Raw genomic sequence first — 14,748 nt, 5'->3', positions numbered from 1 at the left:
TTTTTCTGGGCTGGTACAACCACTACAGAACGGCACCCGATAATGTCAGAACTGCGATAACGGCCACCCAGAATATTTGCTGTCGACGCATCAGTTTTAGTTGGCAAGTAGCGTGCTCGGTCTTATCATCCGGGTGCTGTGGCGTGTCTTCAGCATTTTCCGCCACCTCAAACAGTAGGGTTTTCGGCTCGCAGTGTGGTGTCGTTGTTAGACGAATCCACACAGGTAGCGCCCGTGAAAAGTGTCCAACAATTAATAACCCAAAAGCAGTCAAACGAGCCGGTACCCAATCAGCGAACCATAGCAACCTTGACCAGTAAGACTTTGAATTATCTTGTGATTCTGAGTTATTTTCAGTGTCAGCGGCTATTCGAAACGTCGCGTAAAGCAGCGCGCCAAAACTTCCAAATAACACAAAGTAAAACATCACCGCTAAATAATGCCGGTAATTGATCCAAATCAGAGACTGATTAACGGATGTCTTTTCACCCAGTCCCGCATATTGCGATAACGCACGCTGGTGTTGCTGACACATTTCATCGTCACCTCGATTTGCGGCTTTTAAATAGGTTTTATAGGAAACTCGGGCAGGCTCACAGTTTATCGCTAACAATAAAGCGGCAATGCTCACTAAAAAGGTGACCAACAAATTATCGAGCAACTGTATTAACAGCCCTACAAAAAGTGCCGGTGCTATGGTTCTCAAAAAGGTTGCCGGAGCACTTTGCCATTTTTCATCGCTCAGCTTTGAAGCACTCCAATGCTGCCAACGACTCAGGTAAAACTGCCAATGCAAAGCGTCAGGGCTGTGGTAAAGCCGTTCAATACTCAATGCAATTAGCAACGCGATGAGAACCATCAAATGCTCCTTATAATTGATTCAAATATTTTGGCCAGTCAAAGCCGCTGCCCGGGTCTGTCTTTCTGCCGGGCGCTATGTGTTCATGTCCAATAATGCGTCGCCGGTTCAGTTTTGGATAGTGCGTCAATAAAAGCTCCGTCACCTCCACCAAACACTGATATTGCTTATCAGTATAGGCACTCTGGTCGGTGCCTTCTAGTTCAATGCCAATACTGAAGTCATTGCAGCGTTTGCGACCACAGTAACGTGATTGTCCGGCATGCCAGGCGCGCTTATCGAAAGGTACATATTGCTCTAACGTGCCGTCCCGGCGAATGACACAATGCGCTGACACCCGCAGCCCTTCTAAAGGCGCAAAGTCTGGGTGAGCATTACTCTGTAACTCACCCATAAACAGGTCTTTGATATAAGGCGTACCATACTCACCCTCGGGTAAGCTGATACAATGAATCACCAGCAGACTGATGTCAGATTCGTCAGGCCGCTCGTCAAAATGCGGCGACGCATGCTGTATAGCGTGAGTTATTTTGTGGTTTTTCAGTTGTTCGCTTTTCACAGGCTCAACAAAACGGTAAAGTTTGACCCCTAGTATCCGTATTGTCTGTAAAAAGGTAAAGCCAATATGAGTCAGCATGAATTGCAACTCGCCATTCAGGAAGGTGTTCGTAACGCACTGGTTGAAGATTTGTCGGAAAAAGATGCCAGCCTGGACATTACCGCCCAGTTAATTAGCCCTACCAGCCATTCTAAAGCGACCATTATCACTCGCGACAAAGCGGTTATATGTGGTGTGGAATGGGTCAACGAGGTGTTTAGACAACTCGGTCAAGAAGTGTCTCTGAGCTGGCATGTTAAAGATGGTGACTTGGTCGAGCCGAATACGACTCTGTGTGACTTAGAAGGCCCAAGCCGTGTGTTACTCACTGGCGAACGTACTGCCTTGAACTTTTTGCAGACTTTGTCAGCAACCGCAACGTTAACGCACCAATACAGCCGACTTCTGGAAGGCACCAATACGAGACTGCTGGATACCCGTAAAACGCTTCCTGGCATGCGTCTGGCACAGAAGTTTGCGGTTCGCTGTGGTGGCGGGGCAAACCATCGTATTGGCTTGTACGACGCTTATTTAATTAAAGAAAACCATATTTTTGCCTGCGGCGGTATCGAGCAGGCAGTCAAAAAAGCCAAGCAGCTTAACCCCGGAAAAACCGTTGAGGTGGAAGTTGAAAACTTAGACGAGTTTGAGCAAGCACTGACAGCAGAAGCTGACATTATTATGCTGGACAACTTCAGTTTAGCCGATATTGAGTCGGCAGTTGCGACCAATAATAAGGCTGAACATAAAGCCAAGCTGGAAGTATCCGGTAACATTACTGACGAACGTTTGGCTGAGTTAGCTACCACCGGCGTCGATTTTATTTCCTCTGGCGCACTGACCAAAAACATTCAAGCTATTGATCTTTCAATGCGAATTTCCTAAATTCGTCAATAACTTACAAAAAAATACACTCGACAAATTCTGCTTAATAGACGACAGTTTCCTGACTTTTTATCAGGAGCTGTCTTATGCAGGATGCAAATACTCAGTACAACGGTTTTAGTCTTATAGAAATGATGGTAGTGGTCGCTATCATAGCGATATTGTCGGCCATTGCTGTCCCTTCCTACACCCACTACACACAGCAAGCGAAAGTCACTAAAGCGTTAGCACATGCTCAACCGTTCCAGCTATCCATTGCGCTATGCTGGCAAACCGAAGGGCAACTTTCAGGCTGTGCCCAACCAGGACAAAACGGCCTGCCCAATGTGCCGTCGCCGTTACCGGATGACGTAGCTAGCCTCAGCATTGGTGAGGACGCTCGTATTAGCCTTCAATTAGCCTCAGTAACCATAGATGAACAGCCATTGTCCGTTGAATTGACCCCAGTTCCGTCGAACACCCATTTGGAATGGAGCATTGGCTGCTCTGACTATCAGCAAAGCCGAAGTGTTGTTAGCGGCTGCCAGCAAGGTATCGGTGAATAATGAGTTACATTGCAACCTGCCTTACCGCTGAAATTGATATAGCTTTGTTAGCAAACAGCGAGCTAACAGAGACGAACCAGAATGAGGGCTTTTTAAAACAACACGGGCTAACACGGCTTGCTGAAGATGAGCAGTGGGTATTACTGTCGCAGGATCCTCAGTGCAAACCGGTTGAGCCCGTTCTGTTAAGCCTGTTCAGTGACAAAAAGGTGCTTGTTGTTAGAAACTCTCACCCGCTTTCAGGCTATAAGCCTTTACAAAACTCCGCTGTCGATTACGTCGAGCAGCTCTTGTGTGAATGCGCACTTAACGGAGGCTCAGATATTCATATAGAGCCTTACCAGAGCAGCTATCGAGTGAGGACGCGTTCAGGAGGCGATTTAGACACCAAAGACGCTCTTCAGGTGTCTTTTGCCAAGCAAGTTATTGCTCGAATAAAAGTACTGGCTGATCTCGATCTGACCGAACAACCAATACCGCAAGATGGCCGCTTAACGGTCGCACACAAAGCGACCCATCAGAACTTTGAATTTCGGTTGAATTGCTGTTCAGCCCTCGGTGGTGAAAAATTGGTACTGCGCTGCCTAAAATCTTCAGAACACATTTTACCGTTGGCAGATACAGGACTGTTAGAGTGCCAGTATCAATGCTTCGAGCAGGCATTATCAAGGACTCAGGGGCTTATTATTGTCACAGGGCCAACCGGGAGCGGAAAGACATCGACGTTATACAGCGTACTTCAGTCCATTAATGTTCAAAAGCTCAACGTCTGCACGGTGGAAGACCCCATTGAAGCTCCTTTAGCCGGGTGCACACAACTCATGGTAAATGAGCGCAAAGGACTGTCGTTTGCCTCGCTGTTGCGAGCCCTGCTAAGACAAGACCCCGATGTCATTATGATTGGAGAAATTCGCGATGCAGAGACCGCTAAAATAGCCCTGCAAGCCGCTCAAACGGGTCACCTTGTTTTAACTACTATGCACACCAATGGGTCGTTGGAAACACTCGCTCGTTTAAAGTCGCTCGGCGTTAATCCGCTAGATATTGCTAGCGCGCTCACTCTAATTGTTAGTCAGCGCTTACTTCCGGCGTTTGACAATAACTTCCAGCCTCATAGACAGGCGATTTTTGAGGTGCTGCCCTGGGGACAGGAGGCCAGCCCGCTGCTTAACTCCAGAGCATCCGGTACCGATAAAGCCAACTATTTAGAGCACCTAAAACTGCCAACTTTTGAGCAGACAAGAGCCTATTACGAAAGACACAAGGTCAGCATTAATGACTGAGCAAAAAGTAACTCGTTGGCGCTGGAAAAGTGCCGGACAGACTGGGTTAATACATGCCACCGGTCAATTGCACGCCATTCGACTTTTGTCGGAAAGAGGGTTTAGTCGTATTTCAGTGCAGCGCGAACACCTTATAAAAACACCTAAGCCCGCTGATAAAGAATGGCTGCAAACTATAGAGCAGTGGCTTGAACTGCTGGAGTGCGGTCTGCCTTTACCTGACGCATTAAAGCATAGTGTTAATCAACACTCTTCAAAGGCAATGACTTGGCTAGTGAATGACTGCCTTGCGACAATAAAGTTGGGACGCCCACTTTCGAGTGCGCTTAAGCAATACTCAGATTGGCTGCCCGCTGCTGACATACAAACCATTGAATGGGCGGAGTCGAGCGGTCATTTGGTCAGTGGCTTGCACAATATTTTGACGTTAAAGCAGCAGCAAATAGCACTAAAGGAACAACTCACCAAAGCACTTCGCTACCCGCTTATTATTGCGGCATTTGCCTGTGTCGTTGCTTTACTCATGATGACTTGGGTACTTCCCCAGTTTCAGAAGCTTTTTGGGAATGCCAACTTACCGCTGTTGACTCAAAAGGTTATCGCAATTTCAGAATTCGTAAGCCAACACGCTGTGTTTATCGGTGGCGCTTTTTGCCTAATCTACCTTTCCTGCCGGCTGATTAGACACCGATTTCCTGCGTTTTGGCGACACTGCACGCTAAAGCTACCGGTTTATAGGCAATTAGTCATTGGTTCGCGCGAACAACAAATTTATTATCAGCTTGGGCTCTCGCTTGAAGCAGGCATTGATGCCGTTCATGCCCTAAAGCTTACGACAAATAACCTGAGCTGTCCGGTCTATAAAAGCCGACTTCACCTTATTAGTTACCATTTAGAAAAAGGCTTAGGCTGGTCTAAGGCGTTCAGATCGTCGGCATTGAATACGCCGAAAACCATGAGTTTTATTCAGTCAGCAGAGAAGTCCGGCCGTATGGCACAAGCATTTAAGCAGTTGGCGTTGTACCAACAAAAGCAGCTCACTCTTTATTCTGAGCACATTTCAAGTTACTCACAGCCCTTGCTGATGCTTATTTTAGGCGGCATTATAGGCACTCTTTTAGTGGCTATGTACTTGCCTTTATTCTCATTGGGCGAGCAATTTTAATTAAGCAGGACGCTATCGAATGACCGAATTATTCGCAGCTCACACAATCGCAATGCTGATCTTATCAGTCATACTGGGGGCTGTTATTGGCAGTTTTTTGAATGTTGTTATTCATCGCCTGCCTATTCAATTGCAGCGACAGTGGCAACTGGAATGTGCCGAGGCAAACGGCACACCTGCAAATCAAGTCGAACCCTTTAATCTCGCTTTCCCGGCGTCTCATTGCCCGAAATGTCAGTCCGCTATTGCCTGGTATGACAATATCCCACTGTTGAGCTTCCTGTTTTTAAGAGCTCGCTGCCGCCATTGCAAAGCACCGATTTCAATCAGCTACTGGGCGGTAGAAATTATCGCAGCCATCAGTTTCGGGCTAATTGGCTGGCAATATGGCATCACTGTGCCAGCACTGTTTTACGCCGTAGTCACAAGCTTATTAATTTGCCTTTTTGTCATCGATTTACATCACAAACTATTGCCCGACGTGCTCAATTACTCCCTACTCTGGCTCGGTTTACTCTGGTCGTTGTCCGAGTACAGTTCCATAACCACAGAGCAGGCGCTCATCGGTGCGGTCGTGGGCTACCTCAGCTTATGGTCAGTCTATTGGGTGTTTAAACTTCTGACCAAAAAAGAAGGGATGGGCTATGGCGACTTTAAATTGCTGGCGGCACTAACTGCGTTTACCGGTGCAACAGTATTGCCAGTGACCGTATTGGCCGCGTCACTGTGTGGCGCTGTTGTTGGTGTTGTTTACATTAAACTCAGCGGCCGGGCTCAGCCGATTCCATTTGGCCCCTTTCTAATTGGAGGAGGGATCATAAGCTACTTTTGGGGGCACGAGTTGCTATACGCTTATTGGTCCTGGCTAGGAGGGGCGTAAGCATGACTTATGTTGTTGGTGTAACCGGTGGTATCGGCAGCGGTAAAACCGCCGCCACAGACGAGTTTCAACGTCTAGGCATTGACGTGATAGATGCAGATGTTGTTGCTCGCGAAGTTGTGGAGCCAGGCTCTGTGTGCCTAAAAGAAATTCAACACCACTTTGGCCCAGAAGTGATTCAAAGTGACGGCCACTTAGACCGTAAAGCGCTGCGTGAAAAAGTCTTTAGTAATAACGACGAAAAGGAATGGCTGAACCAGTTATTGCATCCTGAAATTCGTCGACAAATACTCGCTCAGTTAAATAATGCGTCTTCCAGGTATGTGATTTTATCCGCTCCATTACTGCTGGAAAATGGATTGGATAAATACTGTGACCAAGTATTGGTTATAGACGTACCAGAATCATTACAAGTTGAACGCACGGTTACTCGTGACAACACGTCTGAAGAACAGGTTGCAGCCATTTTAAATGCTCAAATGACTCGTGAAGAGCGACGCCGAAAAGCGGATGATATTATTGTTAATGACACCACTTTAGACGCACTTCACACTCAGGTTCAGGAATTACACAAAAGGTATCTGGAAGCAGCCATTGCACACCCATCTTAATGCGCTATTATAGGCGCATTACCCTTTAACTACTGACATTATGGCGTTCACGGATAACCAGCACATTATTTATGAATACCCGCTTCAGGAGCGTGTCCGCACATATTTACGACTTGAACACGGCTTCGAGCAGCTCAACGTCAATAGAGAGTTGTTTCAACAACAGCCTGATGCTTTTTTCCAGTCTCTGTTTTCACTCAGCGATCTCCTTGAAAGGGTCGACATTCGCACTGAGCTTTCAAAAGATCTCGATGCACAGCAACAGCGCCTGAAACAATGGGAGCAGCACCCGCAAGTCGATAGACAGGCGTTGCGGACCACTATTGAAGAAATTGGCGACTGCCAACAATTTTTACCGGACATTCCTAAGGTATTGCGAGAAATTAAAGACGATGCACTACTGGCGAGTATAAGACAACGTTTTAGCCAACCGGGTATTAGTGGCCTTTTCGAACTGCCGCAACTGCAACTCTGGTTAAGTCAGGAGAATGAGCTCCAACAGAAACAATGCGATGCGTGGTGTCAGTTATTTCAGCCTATCGAAAAAGCAGTGCAACTAAAGCTCACCTTAATGCGTGAACAGTCCTCTTTCTCCGATATGACATTGACCAGTGGGTTTATGCAGGGAAGCTCTGAACAGCCGTTAGCTATGCTACGAATTAAAGTCCCTAAAGAGTCTTCCGTTTACCCGGTTATTAGTGGGCATAGACAACGCTTTACGGTAAGATTCATGCCGTTACCGGGTGTCAGTAACACTCAATCAATCCAGTCAGTTCAATTAGAAATAGCCAGGTGTGCACAATGAGTTTAACGGTCAACTGTCCAACATGTGAAGCCGAAGTCGAATGGAAAGAGACCTCGAAATTTCGCCCGTTTTGCAGTGAGCGCTGCAAACTCATTGACTTGGGCGAGTGGGCAAATGAAGAAAAAAGTATTCCAGGCGAGCCTGCCCCTGTTGCCAACGATGACTACATTAACGAGGGCGACGGCTTTTAAGCCTTACATTCAGTAAGTATTCATTGACTGCATAATACAGTCGACAATGGGTTGGTTTGCATCAGGAAACTGAAAGGCATCTAACTGATTTTTATCAACCCAACACCATTTTTGTCCTTCCAGCTGAGTAGCTTCGCCTTGATAAGACAAAATCCACCAAACATCCAATAATACGCGTTTGTCCGAATATTGATGTTCAATAACCGTCAGTGGCGCCATGTCAGTAACATCTATGCCACACTCTTCTTTGAGCTCTCTGACTAAGGCTTCCTGAACATTTTCACCTGACTCAACTTTACCACCGGGAAACTCCCATTTGCCGCCTTGATGCTGTTCTGGCAGACGTTGCGCGATAAAGATTTCGCCATTCGTGTTTTCAATAACTCCCACTGCAACATGTACAGCGGGAGGTTTTTGGGTGGTCATATTAACCTACAGTTTACCGTGACAATGTTTGTATTTTTTACCTGAGCCGCATGGACAAGGCTCATTACGACCGACTTTCTTTTCAGTTCTGGCCGGCTGCGGCTGCCCTTGCTCTCGCGGTTGCTCTTCTTGAGTCGCTGGCTTTGTCTGCTCGTGTTTAAACTCACGAGGTGCGCTGTCGGCAGCTTTACGCTGTTGGTCAACGGCATCGACATCTTCCTGAGCGCGCACTTTGACGCGACTTAAAATAGTCACAACATCCAACTTCAAGTTCTCAAGCATTTCGCTGAACAACTCAAACGCTTCGCGCTTATATTCCTGCTTAGGGTTTTTCTGTGCATAACCGCGTAAGTGAATGCCCTGACGTAAATGATCCATTGCTGCCAAGTGCTCTTTCCAGTGCTGATCAAGGCTTTGCAACATAATCGACTTTTCAAAGCGGCGCAGAACTTCCGGCCCTACCAACTCTTCTTTTTCCTGGTAAGTCTTAACCAGCTCTTCCAATACACGTTCGCGAAGAACTTCTTCGTGGAAGTGCTCTTCATCTTCAAGCCACTGTTGTAAAGGTAGCTCAATATGGAAATCAGCGCGCAAGCGTTCTTCCAGTGACTTTAAGTCCCAAAGTTCAGCGAGCGACTGTGGCGGCACATATTCGTCAATAACTGCATTAACAACGTCTTCGCGAATTGCAGTAATGGTTTCAGAGATATCGCCTTCATCAAGCAGCTCGTTTCGCTGTTCATAAACCACCGAGCGCTGGTCATTCGCCACATCATCGTATTCAAGCAGTTGCTTACGGATATCGAAATTACGCCCTTCAACCTTACGTTGTGCGTTTTCGATGGCGCGTGTCACCCAAGGGTGCTCAATAGCTTCCCCTTCTTTCATACCAAGGCGTTTCATCATGGTACCGATACGATCCGATGCGAAAATACGCATTAGTGGATCTTCCAGTGATAGATAGAAACGAGACGAACCCGGGTCACCCTGACGACCAGCACGACCACGAAGCTGATTATCAATACGGCGAGATTCATGACGCTCCGTACCAATAATGTGCAAGCCACCCGCTTCGATGACTTTGTCATGCACTTTCTGCCATTCTTCTTTAATAGCATCTATTTTGTCGTTAGATGGTTCTTCCAGTTTCTCTACTTCGACCATCCAATTGCCGCCTAACACGATGTCAGTACCGCGCCCGGCCATGTTGGTCGCAATAGTTACAGCGCCTGGACGGCCCGCCTGAGCGATAATATCGGCTTCTTGTTCGTGGAACTTAGCGTTCAACACCGCATGCGGTATTTTCTTCTTCTTCAGAAGGCTCGACAACAACTCCGAGTTTTCGATAGATACCGTACCAACCAGCGCTGGGCGTCCTTGTTTACGGCACTCTTCGATATCTTCAGCAATAGCTTCGTATTTTTCTTTTGCCGTTAGGTAAATCAAGTCAGCGCGATCATCACGAACCATTGGTTTATTAGTTGGAATAACAACGGTTTCAAGCCCGTAAATTGACTGGAACTCAAAGGCTTCGGTGTCGGCTGTACCTGTCATACCCGCCAATTTGTCATACAAACGGAAATAGTTCTGGAAGGTAATGGAAGCAAGCGTTTGGTTTTCATTTTGAATTGGCACACCTTCTTTGGCTTCTACCGCCTGGTGCAGACCTTCAGACCAACGGCGCCCTTCCATCGTACGACCTGTGTGCTCATCAACAATAATGATCTGGTCATCTTTAACAATGTAATCGACATCTTTCTGGAATAGGTGATGTGCTCTTAGCGCCGCATTAATGTGGTGCAGCAAGCTAATATTGGCTGCGGAATACAGTGAGTCATCATCAGCCAGCATGCCTTTTTCTTTGAGTAGCAACTCTATATGCTCTTGACCATTTTCAGTCAGGTGAAGCTGCTTTGCCTTTTCATCAATGGTGAAATGGCCGTCGCCTTTCTCTTCCTCGGTATCTTCTTTTTCCTGACGCACTAAGTGCGGCACCAGCTCGTTCATCTTGCGATACATTTCTGAGCTGTCTTCAGCCGGCCCAGAGATAATCAGTGGTGTTCTGGCTTCGTCAATAAGAATGGAGTCAACCTCATCGACTAGCGCATAGTAAAGGTCGCGCTGCACGCGATCCTGTGGCGAAAAGGCCATGTTGTCGCGTAAATAGTCGAAACCAAACTCATTATTAGTACCGTAAGTAATATCTGCCTGATAGGCCGCTTTTTTGTCTTCCGGATTCATACCCGGAATGTTGAACGCTACACTTAGGCCTAAGTATTCGAATAAGGGACGGTTAAACTCTGCGTCACGCTTTGCCAAGTAGTCGTTCACGGTAATAATATGCACGCCTTTTCCCGGCAAGGCATTTAAATAGGCAGTTAGGGTTGCGGTTAAGGTTTTACCTTCACCTGTCTTCATTTCCGCAATACGGTTTTCATTCAAAACCATACCGCCGATAAGCTGGACGTCAAAGTGACGCATTTTAAATACGCGTTTACTGGCTTCACGGACCGTGGCAAAGGCTTCAACAAGTAACTTATCGAGCTTTTCACCTTCGTTCAGACGCTTACGAAACTCGGCGGTCTTTTCCTTTAATTCCGCATCACTCAATGCTTCAAATTCGGGTTCTAACGCATTAATCCGATCAACATCTTTTTGCATGTTTTTGAGTATGCGATCGTTGCGACTTCCAAAAACTTTTCGAAACAGACTGCCTAGCATGAGTTTGATATATCCTGTGTTACTTTTTAACAACAAAAGCGGTACTCAGTACCGCTTGCGTTTATTCTCTTAATGTTCAGATGTATTAGTCGGCTTTTCGGTACACAAATTGGTTTGGGTCAATCTGCTTACCATTACGTAAAACTTCGTAATGCACATGCGGTCCGGTTGAACGACCACTGCTACCCATCTCTGCAATTTGCTGGCCTCGTGTTACCACGTCGCCGACGTTTACTAATAATTCGTGATTGTGCCCATAGCGAGTTTTTAAGCCACCACCGTGGTCAATCTCAACCAACTGACCATAGCCGTACCGGTCACCTGCCCAAGTGACAACACCGGCACCGGTCGCGACCACTTGCACATCTTCGTTATAACTCGCAAAGTCTAAACCCTTGTGCATGGCCGGAGTGCCATTGAAAGGGTCTTTACGAATACCATATTGCGAAGAGAGCCAACCATCGGAGATAGGGCGCCCAGCAATATATGCATCATTATTAAGTTGGTGATTCATCATCACAGATTCAAGGAGAGATAGCTGTTTTTGTTTGTCCGATATCTTCGACAACATGTCTTCAATGTCGGTAAGTACATCGGATCCTGAGGCCTGAGGTAACTCAGCGACTTCAATTTCCGGTCCGCCGATGGGCATTTCCTGCTGGAAATTGAACTCGCCATTGTCCAAGTTCGCCACACCCGCTAAACGCTCACCTAAGGCATCTAAACGACGCATTTGTGCCCGCAACTCACCTAAATAAACCTTCATAGCACCCAATTGCTTTTGGGTATCTTCTTTCAACGCTTTGACGGCTTTTTGCTGAAGAATAAGGTTTTTTTGCTCTTCGGTGATTTGTGCCTGCGCGAACTCTGGGTCAACTCCCCGGTATTCCCAAGGTTGCCAGGTAACAAGCCCAATAAAGGTCGCTATACCGGCGAAAGACAACATCCGTCTACGACTTAAATTAACGCGAAAACGAATTTTGGAGCCTCGATAAAAGACTGATAAACTCATCTGAACTCTCTTATTATTTGTTGACTACACCACTTATGTCCCGACAACCGAAAACGCCATCTGAATTGCTACGTACTGGCCAGCAACCTATGGCTGAAACGTTGCGACATTATGCACAGTTTGCCGCTCAACTCTCTCAATGGCAACAGTTGTTTAAAAACTGCGTGGACAAAGCAACCGCTCAACATTGTCAGCTTGTGAATATTCGCGACGGCGAGCTTATTGTAAAGGCTGGCAGCGGCAGCTGGTCAACAAAACTTAAATTCCAACAAGCGGCCATTATAACGTATTTTCAAAACAATGCGACGGTGCCGGTCAACAAGCTGAGCGTGAAAGTGTCACCGAATGTAAACACCACAAATGACAACGCACAAAGGCTAAGGAATATGGCGGAGGGTTGCAGCGAGCCGCTGCGACTTCAGTTAGAAGCATTAGCGGCGAAGTTTGATAACGACGCCGCCAACAATAAAGGCTAATTAAGCCGTAGTATTAGCTGGTGACCAAAATGCGATAGGCTCTTTTGCCTGCTCATCTTCAAAGGTCACGAACTCCCAGGCAGACTCAGTTTCCAATACCGCCTGAAGTAATTGGTTATTTAACGCATGGCCTGACTTGTATGCACGCAGGTGGCCCAAAATGCTATGACCGCCCATGTAGAGATCGCCCACAGCGTCCAGCATTTTGTGTTTCACAAACTCGTCGTCATAACGCAGGCCGTCATTATTTAACACGCGGAAGTCATCCAAAACCACAGCGTTATCAAAACTGCCACCAAGTGCCAGGTTATTTTTGCGCAAGTACTCAATGTCTTTCATAAAGCCAAAGGTACGCGCACGGCTAATGTCTTTAATGAAGGCATTAGCACTGAAGTCCATGCTGACAATTTGCCCTGTGTCTGCGATAGCCGGATGGTCAAAGTCGATAGCAAAGTCGATACGGAAACCATCGTGGGGTAGCAGTTCCGCCCACTTGTCACCGTCTTCAACACGCACCGGCTCTTTGATTCGGATAAACTTCTTCGCTGCTGACTGCTCTTCAATGCCCGCACTTTGTAGCAGGTAAACAAACGGGTGAGAGCTACCGTCCATAATAGGTATTTCGTGAGAGTCGACTTCGATAATAGCGTTATCAATGCCAACTCCTGCAAGCGCAGCGAGTAAGTGTTCGACTGTCGATATGCGAATATTTTCTTCATTAATTAAGCACGTACACAACTGCGTATCACGAACCCAGTCAGCACGCGCAGGGATATCCACTGCCGGCTCTAAGTCAGTACGGCGAAAGATCAACCCAGTATTAGCCGGCGCCGGACGCAAAGTTAAGTTCACTTTGTTGCCCTTGTGCAAGCCAATTCCTGTTGCTGATATCGCTTGTTGCAATGTACGTTGCTTAATCATGAGTTTTATTCACCTACCTTATAAAATCGGTTCGCTTTATACGGTCAATGGTCAAAAAACGACCATTCAAACCGAAGCGGCCGCATATTATACGACATTTGTCATGGTCCGATCAAATTTTACGCATAATTACACTGGCTTAGCGGTAATTTAGTCCGCTTGTTTGCGCAAAAAAGCCGGAATATCCAAATAATCCAGTTCTTTGTCCTGCTTTGGCTTCGCCGCCGCCTGACGCTTCGCTTCTGGTTTCGGCTCTGCCTGAGCCTCTTCCTGCTCTTCGTAACGAGGAGCTGTAGCGCCGCGGTCAATGTCCGCACGATACGTAGGTTGCGGTTCACGCTTAGGTGCATTTTGCGCATTGTTGACCAGAGAAATATCTGGTTTACGCTCTGCGCCGATACCTGTCGCAACAACGGTTACTCTTAATTCATCAGACATTTCAGTATCGATAACGGTTCCCACAATTACGGTCGCATTATCTGACGCAAACGCCTTCACGGTGTTACCTACCGTTTCGAACTCGTCAATGCTCATGTCCATGCCAGCGGTTACATTAACCAACACACCGCGCGCGCCAGACAGATCGATGTCTTCCAGAAGCGGGCTGTTGATAGCCATTTCCGCCGCTTCCTGCGCGCGATCTTCACCGCTTGCGGCTCCAGTACCCATCATCGCGGTACCCATTTCTTTCATCACTGCACGAACGTCGGCAAAGTCAACGTTGATAAGACCCGGACGGGTAATCAGCTCGGCAATGCCCTGTACCGCACCTAATAGCACGTTGTTGGCTGCGCTGAAGGCATCTAACAACGAAGTGCCTTTGCCCATAACCTTCAACAGTTTCTCGTTAGGAATAGTAATAAGCGAGTCCACACTTTGCTCTAGCGCGTGAATACCTTCATCGGCAACGGCCATGCGCTTCTTACCTTCAAACGGGAAGGGTTTAGTAACAACCGCAACTGTCAGAATACCCAGCTCTTTGGCGACTTCAGCAACCACAGGTGCTGCACCGGTTCCAGTGCCGCCACCCATGCCGGCTGCAATAAAGACCATATCCGCGCCTTCTAATTGAATACGGATATTTTCGCGGTCTTCTTCCGCTGATTGGCGACCCACTTCCGGGTTAGCGCCAGCACCAAGCCCCTTCGTGATGTCCTGACCTAATTGAACGGTCACGTCTGCGGTGTGATTACGCAATGCCTGCGCATCGGTGTTCGCCGCAATAAACTGCACGCCTTCAATTGACTCTTTTACCATGTGCTGAACAGCGTTACCGCCGCCACCACCGACGCCTATCACCTTAATGACGGCTTCGCTTTCGTAATTATCCATCAGTTCGAACATAATAATTCTCCCTACCTGCTTTTTTT

Annotated in this window: 16 protein-coding genes; 9 read left to right on the top strand and 7 right to left on the bottom strand. The window is 47.2% G+C overall.

Annotation, left to right across the window (positions count from 1 at the left end; translation table 11 throughout):
• Positions 1 to 22: 22 nt before the first annotated feature.
• Positions 23 to 859: a beta-lactamase regulator AmpE gene (gene ampE, locus UM402_RS02390; protein ID WP_058576819.1), complete on the bottom strand. Its 837-nt coding sequence runs from the start codon at positions 857 to 859 to the stop codon at positions 23 to 25.
• 10 nt (positions 860 to 869) lie between these two features.
• A complete protein-coding gene (ampD, locus tag UM402_RS02385; protein WP_058576818.1) occupies positions 870 to 1,418 on the bottom strand; it encodes a 1,6-anhydro-N-acetylmuramyl-L-alanine amidase AmpD in 549 nt (182 codons plus the stop codon).
• A gap of 66 nt (positions 1,419 to 1,484) precedes the next feature.
• Between ampD and nadC the strand changes: the two genes are divergently transcribed.
• The 8 genes from nadC (at position 1,485) to yacG (ending at position 7,822) form a co-directional block, all read left to right on the top strand.
• Entirely contained in the window at positions 1,485 to 2,342 is an 858-nt protein-coding gene (nadC, locus tag UM402_RS02380; protein WP_058576817.1) for a carboxylating nicotinate-nucleotide diphosphorylase, read from the top strand.
• A gap of 86 nt (positions 2,343 to 2,428) precedes the next feature.
• Positions 2,429 to 2,887 carry a pilin gene (locus UM402_RS02375; protein ID WP_058576816.1) on the top strand — a complete coding sequence of 153 codons (459 nt, stop codon included), beginning with the start codon at positions 2,429 to 2,431 and terminating at the stop codon, positions 2,885 to 2,887.
• A complete protein-coding gene (locus UM402_RS02370) occupies positions 2,887 to 4,170 on the top strand; it encodes a GspE/PulE family protein (RefSeq protein WP_322295435.1) in 1,284 nt (427 codons plus the stop codon). The genes UM402_RS02375 and UM402_RS02370 overlap by 1 nt, the downstream gene beginning before the upstream one ends.
• Entirely contained in the window at positions 4,163 to 5,335 is a 1,173-nt protein-coding gene (locus UM402_RS02365) for a type II secretion system F family protein (RefSeq protein WP_058576815.1), read from the top strand. Before UM402_RS02370 ends, UM402_RS02365 begins: the two co-directional genes overlap by 8 nt.
• 19 nt (positions 5,336 to 5,354) lie before the next feature.
• The gene (locus UM402_RS02360; RefSeq protein WP_058576814.1) at positions 5,355 to 6,215 is read left to right on the top strand and encodes a prepilin peptidase; all 861 of its coding nucleotides are present in this window, start codon (positions 5,355 to 5,357) and stop codon (positions 6,213 to 6,215) included.
• A gap of 2 nt (positions 6,216 to 6,217) precedes the next feature.
• The gene (coaE, locus tag UM402_RS02355) at positions 6,218 to 6,826 is read left to right on the top strand and encodes a dephospho-CoA kinase (RefSeq protein ID WP_058576813.1); all 609 of its coding nucleotides are present in this window, start codon (positions 6,218 to 6,220) and stop codon (positions 6,824 to 6,826) included.
• 40 nt (positions 6,827 to 6,866) lie between these two features.
• Complete coding sequence (gene zapD / locus UM402_RS02350; protein WP_058576812.1) at positions 6,867 to 7,631, top strand: cell division protein ZapD; 765 nt, start codon at positions 6,867 to 6,869, stop codon at positions 7,629 to 7,631.
• Positions 7,628 to 7,822: a DNA gyrase inhibitor YacG gene (gene yacG / locus UM402_RS02345; protein WP_058576811.1), complete on the top strand. Its 195-nt coding sequence runs from the start codon at positions 7,628 to 7,630 to the stop codon at positions 7,820 to 7,822. The genes zapD and yacG overlap by 4 nt, the downstream gene beginning before the upstream one ends.
• Before the next feature lie 9 nt (positions 7,823 to 7,831).
• On the opposite strand, the gene mutT is transcribed toward yacG, so the two are convergent.
• From mutT to UM402_RS02330, 3 genes are all read right to left on the bottom strand, one after another.
• The gene (gene mutT, locus UM402_RS02340; protein WP_058576810.1) at positions 7,832 to 8,248 is read right to left on the bottom strand and encodes an 8-oxo-dGTP diphosphatase MutT; all 417 of its coding nucleotides are present in this window, start codon (positions 8,246 to 8,248) and stop codon (positions 7,832 to 7,834) included.
• Positions 8,249 to 8,254: 6 nt separating this feature from the next.
• A complete protein-coding gene (gene secA / locus UM402_RS02335) occupies positions 8,255 to 10,969 on the bottom strand; it encodes a preprotein translocase subunit SecA (protein WP_058576809.1) in 2,715 nt (904 codons plus the stop codon).
• A gap of 85 nt (positions 10,970 to 11,054) precedes the next feature.
• Positions 11,055 to 11,981 carry a M23 family metallopeptidase gene (locus UM402_RS02330; RefSeq protein ID WP_058576808.1) on the bottom strand — a complete coding sequence of 309 codons (927 nt, stop codon included), beginning with the start codon at positions 11,979 to 11,981 and terminating at the stop codon, positions 11,055 to 11,057.
• 35 nt (positions 11,982 to 12,016) lie between these two features.
• On the opposite strand from UM402_RS02330, the gene UM402_RS02325 reads away from it, so the two are divergent.
• Positions 12,017 to 12,457: a DUF721 domain-containing protein gene (locus UM402_RS02325; RefSeq protein WP_058576807.1), complete on the top strand. Its 441-nt coding sequence runs from the start codon at positions 12,017 to 12,019 to the stop codon at positions 12,455 to 12,457.
• On the opposite strand, the gene lpxC is transcribed toward UM402_RS02325, so the two are convergent.
• Positions 12,458 to 13,378 carry a UDP-3-O-acyl-N-acetylglucosamine deacetylase gene (lpxC, locus tag UM402_RS02320; protein ID WP_058576806.1) on the bottom strand — a complete coding sequence of 307 codons (921 nt, stop codon included), beginning with the start codon at positions 13,376 to 13,378 and terminating at the stop codon, positions 12,458 to 12,460.
• 150 nt (positions 13,379 to 13,528) lie between these two features.
• Positions 13,529 to 14,722 (bottom strand): cell division protein FtsZ, encoded by a 1,194-nt coding sequence (gene ftsZ / locus UM402_RS02315; RefSeq protein ID WP_053953033.1) that lies wholly within the window; start codon positions 14,720 to 14,722, stop codon positions 13,529 to 13,531.
• Positions 14,723 to 14,748: the final 26 nt, after the last annotated feature.

It is taken from the genome of Idiomarina sp. OXR-189, assembly GCF_034373425.1.
Classification (GTDB): domain Bacteria; phylum Pseudomonadota; class Gammaproteobacteria; order Enterobacterales; family Alteromonadaceae; genus Idiomarina; species Idiomarina zobellii.
This window is presented reverse-complemented; position numbering and strand designations above follow the sequence as displayed.